Here is a 26,312-nt window from a genome sequence, read left to right as displayed (position 1 = left end):
TAAATTTCTTAATGGAAGTTGAAGTCATAATTATATTTATATCAATAATCCTTTCTGCATTCTTTTCAGGAATGGAGATTGCATTTGTCTCTGCAAATAAACTTCATATAGAATTAGAGAAAAAACGAGAAGGATTTATACCAGAAATACTTAATAAAATAACCCAAAAATCATCAAAATTTATTACTACCATGTTGGTTGGTAATAATATATCATTAGTAATTTATAGTTATTACATGGGTATATTTTTGGCAAGAATGTTCCCTTTAGATAGTTTTAATGATTTTTCTATTCTACTTATTCAAACAATCATTTCAACAATAGTAATTCTAATTACAGCAGAGTTTTTACCAAAAGCTATTTTTAGAATTTATGCAAATGAAGTACTTAAAATATTTGCAGTACCAGCATATGTTTTTTATGTACTTTTTCACTTTATATCAGAATCTATAACTTTTATATCAGATTTTTTTCTTCGTGTTTTCTTTAAAACTGATGCAGAAGAAGAACAAACTGAGTTTAGTAAAGAAGAATTAGGTTACTATATTACCGAGCAATTAGAAACTGGTAATGATGATGACGATGTAGATTCAGAAATCCAAATTTTTCAAAATGCACTAGATTTCCACAATGTAAAAGCTAGAGAGGTTATGGTGCCAAGAACAGAAATACAAGCTGTAGAACTGCATGAAGAGGTTTCTAATTTAAAAAACACATTTATAAAAACAGGTTTGTCTAAAGTGTTGGTGTATAAAATATCTTTAGATGATACAATTGGTTATGTAAATGCATTTGAATTATTTAAAAAGCCAAAGACCATTAAATCTATATTATTGCCTGTAGAAATTGTGCCGGAATCTATGTTGATAAACGATATTTTAAACATTTTAATCAAAAAAAGAAAAAGTGTTGCTATTGTTGTTGATGAATACGGAGGAACTTCTGGTATGATAACCGTAGAAGATATTGTAGAAGAACTTTTTGGAGAAATAGAAGATGAGCATGATACTCAAGAATTTTTAGAGAAAAAAATATCTGAAAATGAGTTTAATTTTTCTGCAAGATTAGAAGTAGATTATCTAAATGAAGAATATAATTTAGAGATACCAAAATCAGAAGCATATGAAACTTTAGGAGGATTTATTATAGATTATACAGAAAATATACCAGAAAAAGGTGAAGTTTTAGAAGTAGAAGGTTTTCAGATTAAAATATTAAAAATGAGTAGTGCTAAAATAGAAGAAGTACACTTAAAAATTGTTACAGAAGAAGACTAGTATTAACACATTCATATACAACAATAACGGCAGTTTAGAGGCAACTGTTAATAAGTAAAAAATCGGTTGCAATATTAAATCCCTAGTCGTATATTCGCCACCTGAAATTAAATAAATTACGTATGGCAATTTTATCAAAAATTAGAGAACGTTCGATGTTCTTAATCATTATAATTGGTTTAGCACTTTTTGCATTTGTATTAGATCCATCTACTTTAGGTGATTTTTTCAACTCAAGTAAAGTAAATGAAGTAGGAGAAATTAATGGAGAGTCTGTTTCTAGACAAGAGTTTTCTACAGCTTTAGAAGCATATAAACAACAAACAGGTAATACTGTAACAGAAATGCAAGCAGCAAAAACTGTTTGGGATAATATTGTTAGACAAAAAATTTACGAAAACCAATTATCTGAAGCAGGTATTACTGTAGGAGAAGCAGATGTTTGGAATGAAGTAATTAGCGCTCCATCTGTAAAAGATAGTCCTCAGTTTCAAACTGAAGGTTTTTTTGATGAATCTAAATTCAAACAATTTTTAGCAGATACAAAAGAAAATAGTCCAGAAATGTGGGCTGCTTGGTCTAATTATATGACTCAGATAAAAGATAATGCTGCAAGAAATACATATAATAGCTTAGTAACAGCTGGTTTGGGAGCTTCTTTAAAAGAAGGAGAGTTTCAATACTTTGCAGATAATACAAAACTAGATGCTAAGTTTGTTTATGTGCCTTATACATCTGTTGCAGATAGTTTAGTGAGTGTATCTAAATCTGAAATTGAAGCTTATATTAAAGATAATTCTTCTAACTTTCAAGTAGAAGAATCTAGAGATATTTCTTATGTGAAATTTGATATAAAACCAACTACAGAAGATGAGAATACAATTAAAGCTGAAGTTGCAGATTTAATTGAAGATTTTAAAGAAACATCTAATGAGGCTAACTTTTTAAGTGAAAATGATTCTGATATAAATTTAGATGATAATTTTAAATTTAAAAACCAAGTAACAAGTACTATCGCTTCACAAATTTTTGAAGGAGCAAAGGGAGATGTTTATGGACCATATAAAGATCAAGGTTATTTTAAAATTTCTAAAATAACAGAAATAGCAAATTTACCGGATTCAGCAAAAGCTAGTCATATTTTAATTCCGTTTTTAGGTGCGCAAAGTTCTGGAGCAGACATAACAAGAACAGACGATGAAGCTAAAGTTTTAGCAGATAGTTTAATGAATGTTGTAAAAAAGAATAAAAATAAATTTGCAGATTTAGCAAAAGAATTTTCTTCAGACAAAGGTTCTTCAGATAAAGGAGGTTTTTATGATTGGTTTGGTTATAACAGAATGACTCCTGCTTTTAGAGATTTTGTTTTTGAAAGTAAAAATGGAGAAATAGGAGTTGTAAAAACACCATTTGGTTACCATGTTATTAAAGTAGATGGTCAGAAAAATGTGCAAAAAGTTGTAAAATTAGCAACATTTGGTAGAGAAATTATTGCATCAGAAACAACAGAAAATGAAGTTTTTCAAAAAGCAGAGCAATTTGCTTTAGAAGTATCTAAAGACAAAAAGTTTTTTGAAAAAGCTAAAGAAAATAAATATACAACAAGACCTGTAGTTGGTATAAAAGTTTTAGATGAAAATGTACCTGGTTTAGGTAACCAAAGACAAATTGTTTCTTGGGCTTTTGGTGGAGATACAAAACCTGGAGATTTTAGACGTTTTGATTTAGAAGGAAGCCATATAGTTACATTTGTAACATCTAAAACAGAAAAGGGATTAATGCCTGCAGCAAAAGCAACAGGTACCGTTAAGCCAATTTTAATAAATCAAAAGAAGGCAAAGATAATTGCAGATAAATTTAATGCAAGTACTCTAGAAGAAATTGCAAAAGAAAACAAAACAAATGTTAGAACTTCTAACGGAATAACTTTAAAAAGCCCTACTTTATCAGGAGCTGGTTCTGAGCCAAAAGTGGTTGGATCAATGTATAATGCAGAACTTAACAAAGTATATAAAAATATAGAAGGAAACAAAGGTGTGTATGCATTTATGCTATTAGCTAAAGAATTACCTACAGCATTGCCTAACTACGAAACAACAAGAAAAACTATTTCTGAAGCTAGAAAAAGAAATACGTTTTCTATGTATGAGGCAATTAAAAAAGCATCAGATATAGAAGATAATAGAGCTAATATGTATGTTAGTAATTAGAGATTAATTCTCTTATAAGAAATTTAAAATCCGTTCATTTTTTGAACGGATTTTTTTGTTTTATTAAAGTGGATAAATTAATTATTGTAAGTAATAGAACTATAATAGGATACTAAAGTAAATAGTGTTCTTTATAATTAGTTGAATTCATTCTGTTAAACGAAATAAACATCATTTATAAAAAAAAACCTTTTTGAGAAATCAAAAAGGTTTTTTAAAAATATTTTAAATTAGTTTATTAATTTTTCATAGAAATTAAAAACTCTTCGTTGTTTCTAGATAATTTAATTCTGTCATTAATAAATTCCATAGCTTCAATAGGGTTCATGTCTGCAAGATATTTACGTAATATCCACATTCTTGATACCGTTTTTTCATCTAATAATAAATCGTCTCTTCTTGTAGATGATTTTATTAAATCAATAGCAGGATAAATTCTTCGGTTAGCAATGTTTCTGTCTAATTGAAGCTCCATATTACCTGTTCCTTTAAATTCTTCAAAGATAACCTCATCCATTTTAGAGCCTGTATCTGTAAGAGCTGTAGCAATAATAGTTAAAGAACCTCCATTTTCAATGTTTCTAGCTGCGCCAAAAAAACGTTTTGGTTTATGTAATGCGTTTGCATCTATACCTCCAGAAAGTATTTTTCCAGATGCAGGAGCTACAGTATTGTAAGCTCTTGCTAAACGAGTAATAGAGTCTAAAAGAATAACAACATCATGTCCACATTCAACCAAACGTTTAGCTTTTTCTAAAACAATGTTTGCAACACGTACATGCTTATCTGCTGGCTCATCAAAAGTAGAAGCAACAACTTCTCCACGTACATTACGTTTCATATCTGTAACTTCTTCCGGACGCTCATCTATTAATAATACAATTTGATACACCTCTGGATGATTAGCAGCAATTGCATTAGCAACATCTTTTAAAAGCATGGTTTTACCTGTTTTGGGTTGCGCTACAATCATACCACGTTGCCCTTTTCCTAAAGGAGAAAATAAATCAATAATTCTAGTAGATAAAGAGCTTCCTTTTTCTGTTAAATTGAATTTTTCTTGAGGAAATAAAGGTGTTAAATGTTCAAAAGAAACACGGTCTCTAACTAAATTAGGGTTCAATCCGTTTATTTTAGAAACTCTGATTAAAGGAAAATATTTTTCGCCTTCTTTTGGAGGACGAACATTACCTCTAACTGTATCTCCTGTTTTTAATCCAAATAGTTTAATTTGAGATTGAGATACATAAATATCGTCTGGAGAAGAAAGGTAATTATAATCAGAAGAACGTAAAAATCCGTAACCATCTGGCATCATTTCTAATACACCTTCACTTTCAATAATTCCATCAAACTCAAAATCTGGATCTTTGTAACGATTATTAGATTTGTTACCAACATTTCTATTCGAATTGTTTTTATCTCTATTCTGATTCGAATTTTTATGTTGTGGTTTATTTGGTTGATTTTTATGCTGCGGTTTGTTTTGTTGAGTTTTATTTTGATTGTTAGCAGCAGGTTTTTGAACCTTTTTATCAACTTTAGCAACAACATTTGTTTTAACATTTGTTGTTGTTTCTTTTTTAGTTTCTGTTTCTTTAGCAACTACCTCTTTAGTGTTAGTTGGTCTTTTACTAGGTGTTCTTTCTGGCTTAGGCTTTTCTGTAGCCTTTGCTGCAGGAGTTTTAGTAGTTGTAGTTTCTGCAGTAGGCTCTGTCGTTGTTTTTGCTTTTGCAGTAGTTGTTTTAGAAACTCTTTTTCTTTTTGGTTTTTCTGTTTTCTGTTTAACTTCAGCTTCAGGGAGAGTAGAAGTTTTTACAGGGTTTGCGGCTTGTGTATCTAATATTTGATAAACTAAATCTAATTTTTTAAGTTGACTTGTTTTAGTAAGACCTATAGATTTTGCAATTACCTGTAAATCAGCAATAGTTTTTGCTTTTAGTTCTGATATTTCGAACATTCGTTATTTATTAAGTTAAAATGTAAACCTTAAAATGTTGTAATAAGATTAATTGTGTTTTTTGGTTTTTATTTATTGTATATAGTACTATACAACAATATTGTGCGGTTTTGTAAGACAAATATATACAATTTTTTTAAGTTTTTCATTTTCTTTTTAAAAAAGAAAACTCTACTTTTGTGTTCCAATTTTTTTTAAATGATTCAAAGAATACAAAGTATATATTTATTATTAGCATCATTAGTTTCTGGTGGTTTAATTTTTGTCTTTGATTTATGGGAAAATTTAAAAGGAAAAGTATATATATTAGATTTATTTTTAAGAGAATCAATTCTTTTAAAAATAGTTCCAGTTTTGTTTTTACTTTCTGCAGTAACTTCTTTAATAGATATATTTTTATTTAAGAAAAGGCAATTGCAGTTTGTAATTGGGCGTTTAGTAATATTGATCAATCTTATTTTATTAGGATTATTAGTTTATGTATCTCTAACTTTACCTGGAGAAGTTTCGATTTCGGAGAAAGGTATTGGGATGTTCTTACCTATTTTAGCTATTTTGCTTGTTGTTTTGGCAAATAAAGCTATTAAAAAGGATGAAGATCTTGTAAAATCTGTAGATAGATTGCGATAAACCTAACATCTTAGTTATATTTAGTGCGAAAAAAAACCGAGAATTTATTTCTCGGTTTTTTATTTTTTAGAAATAATAGATTTATTTTTATTTTTTTAAATAAAGTTTTAAAAATTAAAGGTTTTTTTAAGATGTTGATTGTTAATCATTTGTATTATTTATTTCCTTGGAAAAAGGGACACGTATACCCATAAATGGGTATCTAAATTTCCCTATAAATGGGGATTGTATAGTACTAGAAACTAATCTAAATTTGTAACAAATAATGAAAGATAAAATATACGTTCATGTAGCTGATGATCACAAGATTTTAATTGAAGGGATTATAGCTGTAATAAATACTGACAAAGAAATTGAGATAAGTGGTTATTCTTTAACAGGCAAAGAAGTAGTAGATTGGTTTGATAATAAAAATAATAAAGCCGATGTATTAATATTAGATATTACAATGCCTGTATTAGATGGTTTTGAAGTTTTAAAACATTTTAATAAAAAAGGTATCTTTCTAAATGTTATTATACTATCTAGTTATGATGATATAAAGATAGTACAAGAAATGTTAAAACTTGGCTGTAAAGGATATATTACAAAGAACAATGCAGGAGAGCATATTGTAGATGCTGTAAAGGCAGTTGCAAATGGAGAGCAATATTTTAGTAATGATATTAAAAATATTCTTTTAAAATCTATTACAAGTAAAAATATAGCGGTAGGTGATACTCCTAATAGTTTCTTGATAGATACTTTAACAGAAAGAGAAATAGAAGTATTAAAATTAATTACGAAAGAGTTTAGTTCTACAGAGATTGCAGATGTTTTAAATATAGCAATTAGTACAGTAGAAACATACAGAAAAAAATTATTAAAAAAATTAAATGTAAAAAATTCAGTAGGATTAGCGATGTATGCAGTAAAAAATAATATAGTATAAATTTCCCCCAATTTATAATTTGTTAAAATAAATAATTATTAGTTCCCCCAAACTTATAAACTGCATACACTAGCTAACCTTCGGTTAAATTAATCTTAAACTAATTAAAATGAAAAAATCTAATTTATTAATTACCTTAGTATTATTGCTATCAACCTTTATGTCTTGTTCAGAAGATGAAAATTTAACGTTAGAAGACAATAGTGTTGCTTTTAAAACTTACGAATTAAAAAGAAATGCTAGTGGAGAATACTCTATAGATATAAATGTAGAAGACAATGTTAGTATAGATAAAGTTAAGAACACAACTAATAATACAAATGAATTTTACTTGTCTTCTACTAGCTTGTTAAGTAAAGAACAAGACTATAGTTCAGATTTAATGTTTGATAACGAAAACTTTAAAATAGAATTTATAGTAGAAAATTCAAGAAAAACACCTAGTATATCTATTGTTGATGATAACATATTATATACAGCAAAAACATCAGATGAGTTTCTTAAAGAATATAGTATATCTAAAAATGAAGAAGGTTTATATGATTTAGATTTTACAGTAAGAAACAAAGTGTCTGTAGATTTTATTTACGATGAAGAAACTGATATTTATGAGATTCATTTAGAAGAAACTGAAAAATCACAAGAAAGTAATAGTTATTTTAGAACTTTTGAAAATGAAGGATTGTTACAAATTGATTTTGTTAATCACTCTAGTTATAATGCAAAAAGTGAAATGGAATCATTTACAGAAAGAAAACCAAGAATAATTATTGATGAAGGGGAAGATCTTTAAAAAAGTAATTATATTTCTTTTTATAAGTTTTAGTTTTATAAAAATTAATGCTTTCAATATATTAAAAAAAGAAACCTTAAATTCTAAGGTTTCTTTTTTGTCATATAAAAAAATAGATAGCATTAGTTTAAAAGAGTTTGTGAAAATTGAGAAACTTTATAATGAAAATAACTATCCAGAGGCTTTAAGTAAGGCTCTTAATTTGTTAAAAAATAAATTAAATAATGAAATTAAGTTTAAAACAACTTACTTAATAGCTGAAATTTATAGAAAGAGTAACAATTATTCTAAATCTATAATTTATTACAAAAAATCATTAAAATTAATTTCAATTGATGAGTTAAATTTAACTGATTTTAAAGATAATAGTTCAAAGAATATAAAAGTTATAAATACTTATTTAAAACTTGGAAATAATTATCTGAGGTTAAACAAAAAAGATTCTGCAAAACATTTTTATAATAAGGTATTATTGGATGGTTTTTTAGATGAAAAGTCACTGTCTTATCAAGCAAGTGCATCATCAAATTTATCTGGAATTTATTTGCAGGATTCTTTATATGGTTTAGCAAAAGAATATGCGATGAGTGCTGTTGAAATTCATAAAAGAAGAAATAACAATACTTCTCAAGCCTCAGCTCTTGGAAATTTAGCTAGTATTTATTTAGAATTGAATGATTATAAAACTGCTAAATCTACTTATAAAGAAGCTCTTGATTTAATTAAAAATGAAAATACTGAAAGAGCTTTAAGAGTAAAGGAAGATTTATATTATAATTTAGCATATAATTTATATAAATTAAAAGATTATGAAGCATATACTGTTCAAGAACAATCTTATAACATTAAAGACTCTTTAAGAGATTTAGAAGTAAGAAAAATTATAGAAGAACTAGGTTTTAAACATAATTTTGATTCAAAAAAAGCCTTGTTTGATAGGGAAAAGGAAGTGCAGATTTTAAAAGAGAGAGAAAGAACAATAACAAGTGCTGTTGTAGGTGGATTTCTGTTAATTTTGTTATTAGTTGTAATTGGTTATTCTAGTTATAGACGAAAAAATTTACTATTAGAATTAACTCAGTCTGAGTTATTACAAAATCAAAAGTTAGATAAATTAAAATCTGAAACCCAAGCAAGGGTTTTAGATGCAACTTTAAATGGTAGAGAATCTGAAAGAAAAGAAATTGCAGAAACTTTGCATGATAATGTAAGCGCACTTTTATCATCAGCAAATTTACATTTACAAGCCACAAAAAAACAATTTAACGGTAAAGAGCCTCTAGAAATAATTAAAACAAAAGAAATAATAACAGAAGCCTCTCAAAAAATTAGAGATTTATCTCACACGTTGGTTTCTTCTGTTTTATTAAAATTTGGATTAAATTTTGCGGTTAGAGATATTGCTGAAAAGTATTCTAATTCTGAATTAGTTATTGAAACTAAAATAAAGAATTTAAGAAGATATGATCAAAATTTTGAAATTAAAACGCATAATATTATTCAAGAATTTGTAAATAACATTTTAAAACATAGTAGTGCTAAAAATGCTTCAATTAAACTAAAAGAAAAAAATGATTTATTGATTATAAAAATCTCTGATGATGGAGTTGGTTTTGATAAAACAAAAATAAAATCAAAAGGAGGTTTAGGAATTAATCAAATAGAAGCAAGAATTCATATGATGAAAGGAAAATTAGAAGTGAATTCAGAATTATATGAAGGGACAGATATTTATATAGAACTGCCAGTTCAAGAAAAATTAGAAGTTAACCTCTTTTAGCCAATTCTATAATTTCTAAATTTTTAATTTCTCCGTTAGATAGTTCAAAACGCAACATGGTTCTTACTTTATGAAAACCATGATTTCCTGCAGCACCAGGATTTAGATGTAATAAGTTTAGCTTCTTATCAAACTGTACCTTTAAAATGTGAGAATGGCCAGAAATAAAAATTTTTGGCGGATTTAATTTTATTTCTTCTCTAATTCTTTGATAATATTTGTTAGGATAACCACCAATATGAGTTATCCAAACAGATACATTTTCAACAGAAAATTTTGCATCTAAGGGAAACTCAGCTCTTGCATCAGCATTATCAATATTACCAAAAACGGCGCGTAAAGGTTTTATTTTTTTTATAGTATCTGTAACTTTTAAATCACCAATATCTCCAGCGTGCCAAACTTCATCAGCTTGTTTTACAAATTTTAAAATTTGTTCATCAATAAAACTATGAGTATCAGATAAAAGTAAAATTTTTTTCATTAAAAAAATAGTAAGAAAAGATTAACGTCTATGTTAATTTCAAATGTAATCATAACAAAATAAATTCCGTAATTTTGGTATCTACAAAAACATATTTTTTGAGGTATTTTATAGAGCTTTCTTATAACGGAAAAAATTATCATGGTTGGCAAATTCAACCAGATGCAATATCAGTACAAGAAAAATTAAACATTGCTGTTAGTACTATTTTTCAAGAAAAAATAGAAGTTGTTGGTGCTGGTAGAACAGATACAGGTGTGCACGCATCGCAAATGTTTGCTCACTTTGATTTAGAAAAAGAACTAAAAGGAGATATTCCGCATAAGTTAAATTCTCTTTTACCATCAGATATTGTGGTTTATAATGTATTTGCTGTAGATAAAGAAAAGCATGTGCGTTTTAATGCGATTAGTAGAAGTTATGAGTATAAAATCTGGTTAGGAAGAAACCCTTTTTTATTAGATTTTTCATGGCAAATCTACTCTCAAACGTTAGATGTTGATTTAATGAATGAAGCCGCAAAGTTGTTATTAGAATACACAGATTTTCAATCTTTTTCTAAAGTAAAAACAGATGTTTATACATATAATTGTGATATTACTGAAGCTGTTTGGAAACAAGATGGGCAAGAACTTACTTTTTATATAACCGCAAATCGTTTTTTAAGAAATATGGTAAGGGCAATTGTTGGTACCTTAGTAGACGTTGGTTTGGGTAAGATTACTAAAGAAGATTTTAAAAAAATTATAGAAAGTAAAAATAGAGGTAATGCAGGGCTATCTGTACCTGCAAAAGGATTATTTTTAACTAAAATAAAATATTAGGTTTGGCAGATAAAACAGGAAATGCTTTTGATTTACAGATTTTTTTAAGGCTAATGTCTTTTGCAAAACGCTATAAAATAAATTTTTTTATAGCTGTTTTTTCAACCATTTTATTAGCTTTTGTAGCGCTAATAAACCCTTATTTAATAAAGGAAACTGTAGATAAATACATTACAGAAAAAGATACACAAGGTCTTATCAATAATATTCTAATAATGTTTGGTGTGGTGTTTTTAGAAGTATTACTGCGTTTTTCGTTTATATATTATGCAAATTGGGTTGGGCAACATATTATAAGAGATATTAGAGCAAAAATATTTAGGCATATTTTACAGTTTAAAATGTCTTATTTTGATACAAATTCTGTTGGTAAATTAGTAACAAGAGTAGTTTCTGATATTGAAACAATTGCGGCTTTTTTTAGTAGCGGCGTTTTTACTATTGTAAGTGATATTTTACAAATGTTTGCCATTGCAGCTTTAATGTTTTATTTTAATTGGAAATTGGCTTTAATCGCATTAGCTGTTTTACCTATTTTAATTTATGCAACAAGAGTTTTTCAAAAAGCTATAAAAGCGACATTTCAAGAAGTAAGAAATCAAGTTGCAAACTTAAATGGTTTTGTACAAGAGCGTGTTACAGGAATGAAAATTGTACAACTTTTTAATAGAGAAAAAATTGAGTATAAGAACTTTATGGATATTAATAATAAACATAAAGATGCTCATGTAAAAACCATTTGGTATTTTTCTATTTTCTTTCCAATTGCAGAAATTTTATCTTCAATTGGTATTGGGTTAATTGTGTGGTTTGGTAGCAAACAAATAATTTCAGGAGCTGTTCCAGGACCAGGAACTGTAATGGCATTTGTACAAATGGCGCAAATGATGTTTAGGCCACTACGTCAAATTGCAGATAAATTTAACCAATTACAAATGGGTATTGTATCTGGAGAACGTGTTTTTAAAGTGTTAGATACACAAAGTAGCATTGTTAAAAATGGATCTATAAAAGCAGAAAAATTAAAAGGTGATATTTCTTTTAGAGATGTTAGATTTAGTTATGTAAAAGGAGATGAAGTTTTAAAAGGAATTTCTTTAGATGTAAAAAGCGGACAAACAGTGGCAATTGTTGGTGCAACTGGTGCAGGAAAATCTACAATTATAAATTTAATAAATCGTTTTTATGAAATAGATAGTGGTGTTATTTCTGTGGATGATACTTCTGTAGATAAATACACAATAGAAAGTTTAAGAGAACAAGTAGCCATTGTTTTACAAGATGTATTTCTATTTTCAGATTCAATTTTAAATAATATTACTTTAAAAAACGATAATATTACTTTTAAAGAAGTAGAAGCAGCAGCTAAACAAATTGGTATTCATGATTTTATAATGACACTACCAGGTGGTTATCAATATAATGTAAAAGAAAGAGGTGCAATGCTTTCTTCTGGACAAAGACAATTAATAGCTTTTTTACGCGCATATGTTAGCAAACCAAGTATTTTAATTTTAGATGAAGCCACATCTTCTGTAGATTCTTATTCAGAGCAAATGATTCAATATGCTACAGAAACTATCACTAAAAACAGAACTTCTATTGTAATAGCACATAGATTAGCTACCATAAAACAAGCAGATAAAATTATTGTAATGGATAATGGTTATATTGTTGAAGAAGGAACTCATAATGAGTTATTAGATAAAGAGCAAGGATATTATAAGAATTTATATGAAAAGCAATTTGGTTTAGATAAAGCATCTTAAGTCCGTTTTTAGACTAAATCTTTTTTCATTTTTTCATTTAAGTCTTCATAATCAGAATATAACTCAAAACCACCATCTTTAATATAAGAAACTTCACCTGTTTCTTCTGATACCAATAAGCAAATAGCATCGGTTTTTTCTGAAACACCTATTGCAGCTCTGTGTCTTAAGCCAAATCTAGAAGGAATTTTAGTACTATCTGATACTGGTAAAATAACTCTTGTAGCTACAATAAAATTGTCTCTAATAATTACAGCACCATCATGTAAAGGGCTGTTTTTATAAAAAATACTTTGTAAAATAGCTTCATTTACAAGTGCATTCATTTTATCGCCAGAGTTAATTAAAAAGTCTAAACTATTTGTTCTTTCTATAACAATTAAAGCACCGGTTTTTGTTTTAGACATGTTTTTACATGCTTCTAAAATAATTTCAGAATCTACATCTGTGTTAATTTCTGTTTGTAAAAATTTTAATTGCTTTAAAAAATTTCTTTTGTTGGTAAAGTTTGTAGTACCAATCATCAATAAGAATTTTCTAATTTCTTGCTGAAAAACAATTATTAGGGCAATTACTCCTCCAGAAAGTAAATACCCAAGTATTCCGCTTAACATTTCCATGTGTAAAGCTTGTGTAACTCTCCATATTAAAAAAATAAGAGCAATACCAATAACAATATTAATAGCAACAGTACCTTTTAACAATTTGTATATATAATAAAGTAATGTTGCTACTAATAAAATGTCTAGTACATCAAGTAAAGAAAATTCAATAAAATCGAACATGAAAATAGATAGATTTTAAGCTAAAGTACTAATAAATTTATTCATTATACAATCAGTTGTTAATTTCTGCATCCGATAATAAAAGTGGGTATTTTTCTTGAATTAGTTTTATTTTTTCTTGTATTTTTTTGTCACGATTATTAGACTTTTTTAAATCTTGTAATAGACTTATGTAGTTTTGTTGATATAATTTTACAGATAATTGATTTCTTAAAACCGTATATGCAGCATTTATTTGATCTAAAACAGCAATATATGTTTCATAATTGGTATTTCTATCTGCTTTTATAGATATAAATGCTTTAGAAGGATGATCTGAAGATGATGGATTTTTTTGTCCGTTACACCAATTACAAGGCAATTTATTTCTGTCTAAACCAGCTCCGTTATCTATAAAATCGATTGCAGTTTGTTTTAAGTTTGATAAAGGAATGATTTTTCCATCAACAAAAAGTTCGTTTTTTAGGTTGATGTTTACTTCTAAAATGTTCTTTTCTTTGATAAGAATGTTGCTTGAAATTTTTTCTTTTTCCGGAATTTTTCTGATGATTCCAGAATCTACATTCATAGTTGTGGTTACTAAAAAGAAGATTAATAATAAAAATGCAATGTCTGCCATTGAACCTGCATTAATTTCTGGTAATTCTTTTCTACTCATAATACCTAGTTTTAAAAATTAATAAAATTGATTTTTCTTCTTGATAAGAAAATCAAGAAGTTTATTAAAGTTTGATTAGGTGGAGTTTTGTTGTTAACATTTCTTTAACAAAAAGAATGCCAAGTTTTTTAAAAGCAGAAAGTTGGTAAGTAGGCTTAGCCCTGATTGAAGCGGCATCCTTTTTTCTGTCAGTTCGAGTGAATTTGAGAAGAATGAACAAATTTGTATCGAGAATAGCAGAAAAAAGATATAGCGAAAAGCAGGAAATAGCTTCTAATAAAAATATTAAAAAATCTGATTTACAATTTTTACAGCTTCTACAGCTTCTTTTACATCGTGTACACGTAAAATATTTGCGCCATTTAAAAGAGCAATTGTGTTTGCAGATGTGGTTGCGTTTAGAGCTTCTTGCGCAGAAATATCTAGGGTTTTATACAACATAGATTTACGTGAAATTCCAGCTAAAATTGGCGCATCTAAATTTTTAAAAAGCGATAAATTTTTAAGAATTTCAAAGTTATGATCAATAGTTTTACCAAAACCAAAGCCAACATCAATAATAATATCGTTTAATTTTAGTTGATGTAATTTGTGGATTTGTGCTGCAAAAAAGGAAATAATTTCTTGTGTTACATCATTATAAACAGGATTTTTTTGCATGTTTTGTGGTGTGCCCAACATGTGCATTAAAATATATGGCACTTGTAAATTGGCAACAGTGGTAAACATTTTTTCGTCTATTTTTCCACCAGAAATATCATTTACAATGGCTGCGCCTAAGTTTATAGTTTCTTTAGCAACTTTACTTCTAAAAGTATCTACAGAAATTATAATTTCAGGAAATTTTTTGATTAATAAATCAATAACAGGAATTATTCTTTGCAGTTCTTCATCTTCAGAAATATGTTTTGCACCTGGTCTAGAAGAATAAGCACCAACATCTATAAATGTTGCGCCGTCAGAAATCATTTTTTCTGTTTGGTGTAAAATGTCGGTTTTATTTTTATATTTACCGCCATCAAAAAAAGAATCTGGAGTAATATTTAAAATCCCCATTACTTTTGGGGAAGATAAATCGATTAAATTTCCTTTACAGTTTATAGTCATTTTAGCTTACCACTTTATTAATTATAGTACTAATTTTTGGGGCTTTATAATTGTCCATTTTTTGTATTAACTCATCCACAGAAGTACCAACAATTAACATATCTCGGTTGGTTTGTTTTAGAAAACCTTCTTCAATCATTTTATCTAATTGTAATAAAATAGCATCAAAAAAACCGTTTATGTTTAAAATTCCTATTGGTTTTTGCTCAATATACAATTGTCCTAAAGTAAGCGCTTCAAAAAGTTCGTCCATGGTACCAAAACCACCAGGTAGGGTAATGTAACCATCAATTAATTGGCTCATAATTACCTTACGTTCACTCATTGTTTTACAAACAATCATTTCTTCAACACCGCTATGTAATACTTCTTCTTTTTCTAATAATTTAGGAATTACACCAATAACTTCTCCATTTTGTTCAAGAATTGTGTCGGCAATTGCACCCATCATTCCAACTTTTCCACCGCCATAAACCAAGCCAATTTTATTTTTAACAAAATAGTTTCCTAATTTTACGGCTGCTTCTTTATAAATAGGATTAAAGCCAATACTAGATCCGCAAAAAACAACAATTCTTTTCAATTTAATGAGTTTTAAAATTCTTTGGTAAAAATAAAAGAAAAGCATATAGGATTTAGTATTTTTGAGCAATACTTTTTAATAAGATAAAATGCAAAAGACATCTAAAGAATACGATGCTGTAATTGAAGAATGCAGAAGTTTGTTTATAAAGAAAATGAGTGATTACGGAAGTGCGTGGCGTATTTTACGCTTACCTTCTTTAACGGATCAAATTTTTATTAAAGCGCAAAGAATCCGTCAATTGCAAGAAAATGAAGTAAGAAAAGTAGACGAAGGAGAAAAATCTGAATTTATCGGAATTATTAATTACTCTATAATGGCTTTAATTCAGTTAGAAAAAGGTGTTGTAGAAAATCCGGATTTAAACACAGAAGAAGCTACAATTTTGTATGATAAACATGCAAAAATTACCAAAGAATTAATGATGAATAAAAATCATGATTATGGTGAAGCTTGGCGAGATATGCGTATTTCTAGTTTAACAGATTTAATTTTACAGAAACTATTACGTGTAAAACAAATAGAGGATAACAAGGGAAAAACATTGGTTTCTGAAGGAATTGATGCTAATTACCAAGACATGATTAATTATGCTGTTTTTGCGATGATTCATTTAACAGCATAAGTTTATATGAAAAAGTTAGTTTTTTTATTAGTCATTTTATTTTTTATAAACTCTTTTGGTCAAGAACCATCAACGTTTAAAGAAATGAAAGCTGATAAATCAATGTCAGAATTTTTTACAGATAATGAGTTAGAAGATTTATCAACTATTGTAGATTTTTTTGAAAGCCAATTATGCCTAGAAAAAAATATAACTAAAGAAGCCTGTTATTTCAATTTTAATAAAGAAACAATCACAAATGCTATTAATGGTAATAATACTAATACTTTGGATCTTAAAATAGATTATAAATTACAGCTGGAACTGTACTCTGAGATTGATAGCCTTTTCTTAAAAGAAATTTGGCGCCATCCAACTTATTTTAAAGATAAATACTTGAAAAATAAGGTAGTAAAAGAGAATTATGATTTAGATCAATTTGGTAAATACATGCAGTTTTTAGAAAGTTTAAAAGAAGAAGATGTTTTATTTAGAGATTTTTATGATCTGTTTTATATATCAAATGAAATTTCTTTTAGTGTGAACGCTGTGGCATTTTACAAGTTTAAAAAAGAAGAATTTAAAGGAATTAAAAGAAGGTTATTTTTTGCTATTTATTATTTAACAGTAAATGATAAAATAAATAACATTACAAGAAGATAAAAAACCATAAAATGAAAATAATAGTACAATTATTTAGAATTATAGTAGGAGCCTTATTTATTTTTTCTGGCTTTGTAAAATTAGTAGACCCAATTGGCTCTCAATATAAATTTCAAGAATATTTTTCTGAATCTGTTTTAAATATGGAATTTTTAATTCCGTATGCCTTAATTTTTTCAATTGTTTTAATTGTTGCAGAAATCTTATTAGGTGTAATGGTTATAATTGGTTATAAACCAAAGTTTACAGTTTGGAGTCTCTTTTTTCTAACACTAATATTTTTGTTTTTAACTTGGTATTCTGCTTATTATGATAAGGTTACAGATTGTGGTTGTTTTGGTGATGCTGTAAAACTATCTACTTGGGAAACTTTCTATAAAAATGTTATTCTAATAGCTTTAATTATTGTTTTAATGATAAAAGTAGACGTTATTAAACCTATTTTTAGAGGAAAAATACCAAAGTTAATTACTTTAATATCGTTAGGTTTCTTTATGTTTATTGTACAACATGTATTAACTCATTTACCAATTATAGATTTTAGAGCGTATGCAATTGGTAAAAATATTCCTGAAGGTATGGAGTATAAAGATGATGGAGAAATACCACCAGTACACGATTTTATGCTAGAAGATGAGCAGGCAGATTTAGCGCCAGAATTATTAAAGAAAGAAAAAGTAATGTTGGTAATTATCTATAATTTAGATAAAGTAGATGAAAGAGGTTTTCCTGCTGTTAGAGAGGCTACGTTAAAAGCTAGAGAAAAAGGATATACAGTTTACGGAGTTTCGGCTTCTTTTACAGACGATTTAATTTTGGCAAAAGAAAAATACAATTTACCATTAGAGTTTTTATTTTGTGATGAAACCACACTAAAAACCATGATTAGAGCAAACCCTGGTATTATGATTTTAGATAAAGGTACGGTTACTCAAAAGAAAAATTGGGTAGATATAGATGAGTTAGAATTTTAAACTACTCTTTTAAAATTTCTTAAAAAAGGATTAACTTTTATTACGTAGATTATCTACATCAGTAAGAGTTAATCCTTTTTCGTTATTAAAAAAAGCATCTTTTGGGCTACCAATAATTTGAGCTGCATAAATACCAGAATGTCCAGAAAATAAATAGGCAGTAACACAAGCTAAGGCAATAAAAACGCCAGACTCTATTCCAAATAATTCAATTCCCATAATTGTACAAGCAATTGGTGTATTGGTTGCACCCGCAAAAACAGCAACAAAACCCATACCAGCCAATAAAGGCATTGGTAAAGGAATAAACCAAATTAAAACATTGCCTAAAGTAGCGCCTATATAAAATAACGGAGTTACTTCACCTCCTTTAAACCCAGCTCCTAAAGTAAAAGAAGTAAAAAGTAGTTTTAAGATAAAATCGTAAGAATTTAAATTAATATTAAAAGCATCTACAATTGTTGGTACACCTAAACCAATGTATTTTGTGGTGCCCATTAAATAAACAATAACTGCTAAAATTACACCACCAATTACAGGTCTTAATGGCGGGTAATTAATATGTTTTTTAAATAAAACACCCCAAAAATGAGTAGATTTAGAAAATAACATACCAACCAAACCAAAAATAATTCCTGCTAAAACAGACCATAAAATTGTTACAGGTGTTATTGCAGCTATGGTTGAAATTGTATAATGTGTATGATGAGAAATTTGCCAAACATCACAAAAATAAGTAGCAAAAACGGCCGCTAAAAAACTTGGTATAATGGCATCAAATTTAACACGACCAATTATCATTACTTCTAAAGCAAAAATTGCACCTGCTAAAGGTGTACCAAAAACCGAAGCAAAACCAGCACTTATACCCGTAATTAAAACTATTTTTCTATCAATATTATTTAGCTTAAAAAGTTTGGTAAACTGATCCGAAATTGCGCCACCAACCTGTACGGCAGTTCCTTCTCGTCCTGCAGACCCACCAAATAAATGCGTAAGTACAGTTCCTAGAAATACCAAAGGAGCCATTTTAAAAGGAATTATTTTTTTAGGAGAATGGTATTCTTCTAACAATAAATTATTTCCTTTTACCACGCTTTTACCGTATAAATGATAAGATAAACCAATTACAAAACCAGCAATTGGCAACAACCAAATAATCCATAAATTGGCTTCTCTAAAATTGGTTGCCCATTCTAAAGACCATAAAAAAATAGCCGATGCAGTTCCGGTAAAAGCACCAATTAATAAACAGATAAAAGTCCATTTTAAAAGAAAAAGTAAAGAGAAACTTTGCTCAAAAGAACGTAAAAACTTTTTAATTTTATCCATATATTTTATCTCTTAATTTTTTTTGTAGCTATTTCCTGCTTTCGCTACTCGCTTTTTTTACGCTTCGCTAGATGTGGGTTTCATAAAAATATCTTTTTATGAAACCCAATCTCAAAAAGAGCTCAAACAAACCGCTCAATCAGGGCTAGACTTATTTGCTTATTTTTTGTAAAATTTTAAATATTTAATGCTTTTTAAAAGCTTTTACCCCTGCTTTTACTTCTAAATCTAAGTGATTCTTTCTAGGTGTTAAAGGGCAAGAATATTTATCATTATAAGCACAATAAGGATTATAAGTGTTATTAAAATTTAATAAAAGAGTATTATCAGAAGCAATATCTGTTGTTTTTAAATCCATATAACGTCCACCTCCGTAAGATTCGTTTCCACTTGTAAGATCTGTAAACGGAACAAATAAATAATCTTTATACTTTTCATCACGCAAATCGTCTTGACTTTGATAAACAGTTAATTCATAATCATTTCCTTTTAAGGTAAAGTTTAATAAACCATATTCTTTATACAAAGGTTTTCTTTCTGTTGTTGTTGGCATTTCAAAAATTGGCGAATTTTCTATTCTTGTAAGTTTAGCATTTACAATAAAAGTAGAATCTACTTTAAAAAAATCTAAACCTTTAAAATCTTTTAAATCGTTCTTTTTTAAAGGAGATTTAGAGGCGTCTTTATAACTTGCATTTAATTCTTGCTGATAAACAGTTTCTCCTATTAAAGAAGGTCGTTTACCAGAATTGCAAGATACAAACATTAATAAATAGAAAATGATTACAAAAAAAGAGAGTGAATTATTTCTTTTCAAAATTTTATAAGGATTTATTTACAAATCAAAAGTACAACTTTCAAATAATTTTATGTAGATTTGATTTATTAATAAGTAAATAATGAAAAAAGTCTTAACATGTATTACCAAATTATCGTGGATAAACCACAATAATCGGTATGTTTATATGTTTTGATTATATCAATATAAAATCAAATAAATAAAAAGTCCGACTGTTAAGTCGGACTTTTTTTATTTTCGGAATATCAACAAAAACCAAATGAATACACTATTTAAAAATTACATAAACACTTTTAGAGGGCTTTCTACAGAAGTTTGGTGGTTATCATTAATCACTTTTATTAATAGATCTGGTACCATGGTAATTCCATTTTTATCATTATATCTTACAAAAAGTTTAAACTTTTCACTTTCAGATGTAGGTTGGGTTATGTCTTGTTTTGGTTTAGGTTCTGTTGTAGGAACTTGGATTGGTGGAAAATTAACCGATATAATTGGGTATTACAAAGTAATGTTAGTGAGTTTATTGGGTACAGGTATTTTATTTGTTTTCTTACAATTTGCATCAACATTTAATCAATTTTGTTTCGGAATTTTTATAGTTATGTTAGTTGCAGATTCTTTTAGGCCTGCAATGTTTGTAGCGTTAAGTGTTTACAGTAAACCAGAAAATAAAACACGATCTGTAACATTAGTTCGTTTGGCAATTAACCTAGGTTTTTCTGCAGGTCCTGCGCTTGGTGGTTTAATAATTGCAGGAATTGGTTATGTTGGTTTGTTCTGGACAGATGGTATTACTTGTGTTTTGGCAGCTTTATTGTTGTTGCAAGTTTTAAATCCTAAAAAAGTAAAAGTTGTAGAAAAAACAAAGGTTTTAAACCCCGTTTCTGTTTATAAAGACAAAGCTTTTTTAATCTTTTTTGTAGCCATGTTTATCTTCGGATTTATATTTATGCAATATTTTTCTACGATTCCTTTGTATTATAGTGAGAACCGACTTTTATCAGAATTTAATATTGGTTTGTTAATGGGGTTAAGTGGTTTGGTAATTTTTTTATTAGAGATGCCTTTGATTAAATGGTTAGAAGATTTAAAAAAATCTAAAATAAAGTTAATTGCTTTAGGCCTTTTTTTTGTGGGAATTAGTTTTATTATTTTAAATCTTACAGGCTGGGTTGGTGTTTTAATTATAGGAATCTTACTAATGTCTTTAGGAGAAATGATTGCCTTTCCGTTTTCTAATTCTTTTGCAGTAGAAAGATCAGAAAAAGGAAACCAAGGAGAATATATGGCTTTATATAGTATTGCATTTTCTTTAGCGCATATTTTTAGTCATAATGTTGGTATGCAAATGGTAAACAAATTTGGATTTGATGTTACTTGGATTGCAATTACAGTTTTCGCTTTTATAGGTGTTTTAATTTTAGCTTATTTAGTAAAAGTATTAAAAAGAGAAGTTATATAATTAAAAAATCCATCAAGTTTTCTTGATGGATTTTTTTTGAATTATTGTGTATTAAGTAGCTTATTTTAAGACAGAAAATTCAATTGAAGAATCTGTAAAAACTGTATGAGTTTGTGTTTTAAAATCTTTTTCATCTGCTTTGTAAATATTATCTACATACGTTTGCGGATTTAAATCAATTAAAGGAAACCATGTGCTTTGCACTTGAATTTGTACTTTATGTCCTTTCTTAAAAGTATGAAAAACATCTTGCAATTTAATATTTACATCCGTTTTTTTGTTTGGCACAAAAGGTTCTGGTTTTTCAAAACTGTTTCTAAAACGACCTCTTAAAACTTCACTTCTTACCATTAAATGATAGTTGCTCATTTTTAAATGATCTTGTAAAGCATCATTATTTTCTTTTGTATCCGTAGGATGAACATCTACAACTTTAACAACCCAATCTGCAGCTGTACCTGTGGTAGCAACCTTTAATTTTGCTAAAATATCTCCGGCCAAGGTAAAATCTTCGGTTAAAACATCTGTTTCAAAAACCAAAACATCTGGTCTTCTTGCAGCAAAACGCTGATCGTCTGTCATGTATTTTCTTGGAGTAAAGACTGTTTTTATGTCTTCAGAATAAGGAACAGGGTGTTTAACATCACTAATAAAATTAATTTTTGATGTAGATTTTTTAGTAGAAGTTAATTCTTGGTTATCAGATAAAAACCAATCTTCTTTTACTACATTTTTAGGTGGCCAAGTATCATAAGATTTCCATTCTTTTTTACCAGAATCAAACACATAAGCTTCAGGCAATCCAGAGTTTTTATCACCACTTCCTTTTAAGAAGTGATTAAAGAATTTTGTTTCTACTTCTGATTGAAATTTTAAAGAAATAGAATCACCAAAATAATAATTACCAACTGTGTTTTTTACAGTATTTCTTGCCCATTTTCCATGATCCCAAGGTCCAAAAACAAGAGTATTGTAATTATCTTTTCCATGTTTTTCAATAGCTTTATAAGTCTCTAAAGGTCCGTATAAATCTTCTGCATCAAACTCACCACCAACAATCATAGTTGCTACTGTAGATGGCACTTTGTCTAAATGCTGAATAATACCTTTGCTTTTCCAGTTTTCGTCATAATTTGGATGTTCTACAATTTCTTTCCAGAAAAAGTCATCAATTTTATCTTTAGATGCTGTAGCATTAACATCTAATTTATCATACTGAAAATATTCGTTTAAGTTTTTTAAAGGTCCTTTATCTAAGAAAAATTGATATTGATCTTGCGAGTCCATTTTTGGAAAAGAATACCAAGCAGAATCTGTTGGCGTGTCTTTGTAAGTACCAAATAAAGAAATTGCTCTAAAATAACTTAGCAGAAATGCTCCGTTATGATGAAAATCATCAAAGAAAAAATCTCCAATACAAGCTTGCGGAGAAGCAGCTTTTAAAGCCGGATGCGCATCAATTGTAGAAACAGTTGCGTAATGCCCAGGATAAGAAATACCCCAAGTACCTACATTTCCGTTATTGTTTTCTACGTTTTTTACCAACCAATCAATAGTATCGTAAGTATCAGAAACTTCGTCAGATTCGTTTTCTTTTTTATTAGGTATGTAAGCACGCATGTTATCGTAAACACCTTCGCTCATCCATCTACCACGTACATCTTGGTAAACTACAATATTCATTTCTTTCATTAAATGAACATTTGGGCCAATTTTGGTTTTCATTTTACCCTCTCCATAAGGTGCAGAACTATAAGGTGTTCTTTGCATTAAAATTGGGTACTCTTTGCTGGTATCTTTTGGCGAGTATATTGTTGTGTGTAGCTTAACACCATCTCTCATGGTAATATCTACTTCTTTTTTTGTGTAATTATCTACAACAAAAGTGTCTTCTTTTACTTCTTTTTTTGTTGCTGATTTTTGGCAACTATTAAAAAGAGTAATACTAAAAATGGCTAATAGTAATAGTTTTTTCATCGAAAATTTAAATTAATTTGGTTAAAACTACAAAACATAATAGAGTTAAAGAAAAAACTTTTGTTAAAATGAAAATAGGTTTTAAAGACTTAAAATACATTTATAAAAATAATATTTAATTCAATAAAAATTCTTGTATTTTTGCAAACTATGCAAGAAACAAAAAAACATCAACTAACAGATTGGTTACCAACTACAAACAGAGAAGTTAAAATACGTGGTTGGGAAGAGTTGGACGTTATTTTATTTAGCGGAGATGCTTATGTAGATCATCCTTCTTTTGGACCAGCTGTAATTGGAAGAATTTTAGAAAGTTATGGCTTACGTGTGGCAATTGTACCACAACCAAATGTAAATGATAATTTACAAGATTTTGAAAAGTTAGGGAAACCACGTTTGTTTTTTGCTGCTACAGGTGGTTGTATGGATCCGATGGTTTCTAATTATACGGCAAGTAAAAAACGCCGAGATAAAGATGCGTATACACCTAATGGAGATAAAGGTTTTAGACCAGATTATGCCACTTCTGTTTATTCTAAAATATTAAAAGAAAAATTTCCTGATGTACCTGTTTTAATAGGGGGAATTGAAGCTTCTTTAAGACGTGTAACTCATTATGATTATTGGTCGGATAAATTATTACCTTCTATTTTAGAAACATCTAAAGCAGATATGTTGGTGTACGGAATGGGAGAGCAACCTTTGCGAGAAATTGTAGAATTATTGCAAAAAGGAGTTCCTTTTTCTAGCTTAAAAAATATTAAACAGACAGCTGTATTAATCAATCAAAAGCAAGAAAAAATTCCGGTTGTAAATGATTGGCAAGATGTTACTATTAACTCTCATGAAGCTTGTTTAAAGGATAAAAAAACATTTGCTTCTAATTTTAAAGTAATAGAACAAGAATCTAATAAATTAAAAGCACGTAGAATTTTACAAGGTATAGGAGAAAATACATTGGTAATAAATCCGCCTTATCCTACAATGACCGAAAAGGAAATTGATGGTTCTTTCGATTTACCATACACAAGATTACCACACCCTAAATACGATAAACGTGGACCAATACCTGCGTTTGAAATGATTAAATTCTCAATAAATATACATAGAGGATGCTTTGGAGGATGTAGTTTTTGTACAATTTCTGCACATCAAGGTAAATTTATAGCAAGTAGAAGTCAAGAATCTGTTTTAAAAGAAGTAGATAAAGTGGCAAATATGCCAGATTTTAAAGGATATTTATCTGATATTGGAGGGCCATCTGCTAATATGTATCAAATGAAAGGAAAAGTACAAGAAATTTGCGACAAATGTGTTGCTCCTTCTTGTATATCGCCAGTAATTTGTTCTAATTTAGATACATCACATAAACCGTTAACAGAGTTATACCAAGCTGTAGATAAACATCCTAAGATTAAAAAATCTTTTATTGGAAGTGGAATTAGACATGATATGTTGGTGCCAGAATTCAATAAAAATGCAGATGCAAAAGAATTGGATGCGTACACGGAAGAGGTAATGACAAAACACGTTTCTGGTAGATTAAAAGTTGCGCCAGAACATACATCTGATCCGGTTTTAAAGTTAATGCGTAAACCATCTTTTAAATATTTTCATTTATTTAAAAAGCGTTTTGATAAGATAAATGTAAAGAAAAGATTAAACCTTCAGTTAATACCTTACTTTATATCTAGTCACCCGGCAAGTGAAGTGGAAGATATGGCAAATTTAGCAGCAGAGACTAAAGATATGGGGTTTCAATTAGAGCAAGTACAAGGTTTTACACCAACACCAATGACAGTTGCAACGGTTATTTATTATTCTGGTTATCATCCGTATACGTTAAAACCGACTAAAACTCCGAAAACTAAAAAAGAGCGAGAAGATCAACATAAATTCTTCTTTTGGTATAAAAAAGAAAACAAAGATTGGATTCGTAATACGCTTAACAAAGTAGGAAGGCAAGATTTGTTAAAAGTATTGTTGCCAGAAACTAATTCTTGGCAAAAGAACAAAAAAGCAAAAGCTGCTAAAAACACTTTTGATGATGCAGTACCTTTTAATAGAAGAAAAAAGAAAGTAACAAGAAGTTCTTCTAAAAAAAGGAGAAGATAAACGGTAATTTTATAAATGAAAAAAGGTTTAGATTCGTAAAGAATCTAAACCTTTTTTATTATTTGAAATGTTATAATTAATTAAGATTTTTTCAAACGTTTTTCTGCTTTTTCTACTTCGGTTTTGTATTTTTCTATTTTACTTAACCACTTTTTAGAATCGTTAGGAGATAAATCTCCTTTAATTTTAAGGCTTTGATGTTTTTTAACAGCGTTATTTAGTTTCTTCTTTGCTTTTTTAAATTTATTTTGAGCCTTTTCTTTTGCCTTAAGAGCTTTTTCTGCTTTTTGTGCTTTTTTCTCTGCTAGTTTAACTTCTTTTTTAGCTTTCTCTATTTTTTTAGCCTTTTCTATATTAATTTTATTGTTTGCAAAAATTTCTTTTTTATCATCTTCACTTAACTGCTCAGTTATATCTGTTTTAGCTAAATAGATAGATTTCCCTTTAACAGTATAAGTTTTGTTTTTATAATTTACGTCTTGAGCGTAAGAAATAGATGCTAAAAAGAGTAATGTAAGCGATAATATAATTTGTAATTTTTTCATAATTGTATTTTTGTTTTTATTGTATACTTATTAGACACTTTAAATAT

23 protein-coding genes are annotated in these 26,312 nt (G+C 28.3%); 13 read left to right on the top strand and 10 right to left on the bottom strand.

Annotation, left to right across the window (positions count from 1 at the left end):
- Positions 1-11: 11 nt before the first annotated feature.
- Both KI686_RS06140 and KI686_RS06135 read left to right on the top strand, forming a co-directional pair.
- A complete protein-coding gene (locus tag KI686_RS06140) occupies positions 12-1,277 on the top strand; it encodes a hemolysin family protein (protein ID WP_237588393.1) in 1,266 nt (421 codons plus the stop codon).
- Positions 1,278-1,399: 122 nt separating this feature from the next.
- On the top strand, positions 1,400-3,487 hold the full coding sequence (locus tag KI686_RS06135; RefSeq protein WP_237588392.1) for a peptidylprolyl isomerase: 2,088 nt from the start codon (positions 1,400-1,402) through the stop codon (positions 3,485-3,487).
- A gap of 238 nt (positions 3,488-3,725) precedes the next feature.
- Here KI686_RS06135 and rho read toward each other — a convergent pair whose 3' ends face one another.
- Positions 3,726-5,447, bottom strand: coding sequence for a transcription termination factor Rho (rho, locus tag KI686_RS06130; protein WP_237588391.1), 1,722 nt, complete (start codon positions 5,445-5,447; stop codon positions 3,726-3,728).
- Positions 5,448-5,645: 198 nt separating this feature from the next.
- Here rho and KI686_RS06125 point away from each other — a divergent pair, with 198 nt between their 5' ends.
- The 4 genes from KI686_RS06125 to KI686_RS06110 all read left to right on the top strand — a co-directional run bounded on the left by KI686_RS06125 (position 5,646) and on the right by KI686_RS06110 (position 9,581).
- Positions 5,646-6,077 carry a DUF4293 domain-containing protein gene (locus tag KI686_RS06125; RefSeq protein WP_237588390.1) on the top strand — a complete coding sequence of 144 codons (432 nt, stop codon included), beginning with the start codon at positions 5,646-5,648 and terminating at the stop codon, positions 6,075-6,077.
- 265 nt (positions 6,078-6,342) lie between these two features.
- Positions 6,343-7,008 (top strand): response regulator transcription factor, encoded by a 666-nt coding sequence (locus KI686_RS06120; protein ID WP_237588389.1) that lies wholly within the window; start codon positions 6,343-6,345, stop codon positions 7,006-7,008.
- Positions 7,009-7,117: 109 nt separating this feature from the next.
- Positions 7,118-7,801 carry a hypothetical protein gene (locus tag KI686_RS06115; RefSeq protein ID WP_237588388.1) on the top strand — a complete coding sequence of 228 codons (684 nt, stop codon included), beginning with the start codon at positions 7,118-7,120 and terminating at the stop codon, positions 7,799-7,801.
- A gap of 139 nt (positions 7,802-7,940) precedes the next feature.
- On the top strand, positions 7,941-9,581 hold the full coding sequence (locus KI686_RS06110) for a tetratricopeptide repeat-containing sensor histidine kinase (RefSeq protein WP_237588387.1): 1,641 nt from the start codon (positions 7,941-7,943) through the stop codon (positions 9,579-9,581).
- On the opposite strand, the gene KI686_RS06105 is transcribed toward KI686_RS06110, so the two are convergent.
- On the bottom strand, positions 9,568-10,065 hold the full coding sequence (locus KI686_RS06105; protein ID WP_237588386.1) for a metallophosphoesterase family protein: 498 nt from the start codon (positions 10,063-10,065) through the stop codon (positions 9,568-9,570). The two genes, KI686_RS06110 and KI686_RS06105, sit on opposite strands and share 14 nt — an antisense overlap.
- Positions 10,066-10,163: 98 nt before the next feature.
- Here KI686_RS06105 and truA point away from each other — a divergent pair, with 98 nt between their 5' ends.
- Positions 10,164-10,889: a tRNA pseudouridine(38-40) synthase TruA gene (gene truA / locus KI686_RS06100; protein WP_237588385.1), complete on the top strand. Its 726-nt coding sequence runs from the start codon at positions 10,164-10,166 to the stop codon at positions 10,887-10,889.
- A 2-nt stretch (positions 10,890-10,891) separates the two neighbouring features.
- The gene (locus tag KI686_RS06095; RefSeq protein WP_237588384.1) at positions 10,892-12,658 is read left to right on the top strand and encodes an ABC transporter ATP-binding protein; all 1,767 of its coding nucleotides are present in this window, start codon (positions 10,892-10,894) and stop codon (positions 12,656-12,658) included.
- A gap of 8 nt (positions 12,659-12,666) precedes the next feature.
- Here the strand turns inward: KI686_RS06095 and cdaA are convergent, their stop codons facing one another.
- The 4 genes from cdaA to KI686_RS06075 form a co-directional block, all read right to left on the bottom strand.
- Entirely contained in the window at positions 12,667-13,443 is a 777-nt protein-coding gene (gene cdaA / locus KI686_RS06090) for a diadenylate cyclase CdaA (protein WP_237588383.1), read from the bottom strand.
- A gap of 52 nt (positions 13,444-13,495) precedes the next feature.
- A complete protein-coding gene (locus KI686_RS06085) occupies positions 13,496-14,101 on the bottom strand; it encodes an ExbD/TolR family protein (RefSeq protein ID WP_237588382.1) in 606 nt (201 codons plus the stop codon).
- A gap of 285 nt (positions 14,102-14,386) precedes the next feature.
- Positions 14,387-15,208 carry a dihydropteroate synthase gene (gene folP / locus KI686_RS06080; RefSeq protein ID WP_237588381.1) on the bottom strand — a complete coding sequence of 274 codons (822 nt, stop codon included), beginning with the start codon at positions 15,206-15,208 and terminating at the stop codon, positions 14,387-14,389.
- Between the two features lies 1 nt (position 15,209).
- Positions 15,210-15,791, bottom strand: coding sequence for an LOG family protein (locus tag KI686_RS06075; RefSeq protein WP_237588380.1), 582 nt, complete (start codon positions 15,789-15,791; stop codon positions 15,210-15,212).
- A gap of 88 nt (positions 15,792-15,879) precedes the next feature.
- Here KI686_RS06075 and KI686_RS06070 point away from each other — a divergent pair, with 88 nt between their 5' ends.
- The 3 genes from KI686_RS06070 to KI686_RS06060 are packed head-to-tail and all read left to right on the top strand — an operon-like array spanning position 15,880 to position 18,032.
- On the top strand, positions 15,880-16,416 hold the full coding sequence (locus KI686_RS06070) for a DUF1599 domain-containing protein (RefSeq protein ID WP_237588379.1): 537 nt from the start codon (positions 15,880-15,882) through the stop codon (positions 16,414-16,416).
- Between the two features lie 6 nt (positions 16,417-16,422).
- Positions 16,423-17,058, top strand: coding sequence for a hypothetical protein (locus tag KI686_RS06065; protein ID WP_237588378.1), 636 nt, complete (start codon positions 16,423-16,425; stop codon positions 17,056-17,058).
- Between the two features lie 11 nt (positions 17,059-17,069).
- A complete protein-coding gene (locus KI686_RS06060; RefSeq protein WP_237588377.1) occupies positions 17,070-18,032 on the top strand; it encodes a DoxX family protein in 963 nt (320 codons plus the stop codon).
- 30 nt (positions 18,033-18,062) lie between these two features.
- Here KI686_RS06060 and KI686_RS06055 read toward each other — a convergent pair whose 3' ends face one another.
- The gene (locus KI686_RS06055) at positions 18,063-19,364 is read right to left on the bottom strand and encodes a voltage-gated chloride channel family protein (protein WP_237588376.1); all 1,302 of its coding nucleotides are present in this window, start codon (positions 19,362-19,364) and stop codon (positions 18,063-18,065) included.
- A gap of 184 nt (positions 19,365-19,548) precedes the next feature.
- Positions 19,549-20,130, bottom strand: coding sequence for a DUF1684 domain-containing protein (locus tag KI686_RS06050; protein ID WP_237588673.1), 582 nt, complete (start codon positions 20,128-20,130; stop codon positions 19,549-19,551).
- A 292-nt stretch (positions 20,131-20,422) separates the two neighbouring features.
- Between KI686_RS06050 and KI686_RS06045 the strand changes: the two genes are divergently transcribed.
- Entirely contained in the window at positions 20,423-21,628 is a 1,206-nt protein-coding gene (locus tag KI686_RS06045; protein WP_237588375.1) for an MFS transporter, read from the top strand.
- Between the two features lie 60 nt (positions 21,629-21,688).
- Here KI686_RS06045 and KI686_RS06040 read toward each other — a convergent pair whose 3' ends face one another.
- The gene (locus tag KI686_RS06040; protein ID WP_237588374.1) at positions 21,689-23,605 is read right to left on the bottom strand and encodes a CocE/NonD family hydrolase; all 1,917 of its coding nucleotides are present in this window, start codon (positions 23,603-23,605) and stop codon (positions 21,689-21,691) included.
- A 150-nt stretch (positions 23,606-23,755) separates the two neighbouring features.
- On the opposite strand from KI686_RS06040, the gene KI686_RS06035 reads away from it, so the two are divergent.
- Positions 23,756-25,720, top strand: coding sequence for a YgiQ family radical SAM protein (locus KI686_RS06035; RefSeq protein ID WP_237588373.1), 1,965 nt, complete (start codon positions 23,756-23,758; stop codon positions 25,718-25,720).
- An 80-nt stretch (positions 25,721-25,800) separates the two neighbouring features.
- Here KI686_RS06035 and KI686_RS06030 read toward each other — a convergent pair whose 3' ends face one another.
- Positions 25,801-26,265, bottom strand: a complete 465-nt coding sequence (locus tag KI686_RS06030) for a hypothetical protein (RefSeq protein ID WP_237588372.1) — start codon at positions 26,263-26,265, stop codon at positions 25,801-25,803.
- Between the last annotated feature and the right edge of the window lie 47 nt (positions 26,266-26,312).

Origin of the sequence: Polaribacter sargassicola (assembly GCF_021991835.1) — a bacterium.
GTDB classification, from domain to species: domain Bacteria; phylum Bacteroidota; class Bacteroidia; order Flavobacteriales; family Flavobacteriaceae; genus Polaribacter; species Polaribacter sargassicola.
The sequence above is the reverse complement of the archived record's forward strand: the minus strand, read 5'-3'. Positions and strand labels throughout refer to the sequence as shown.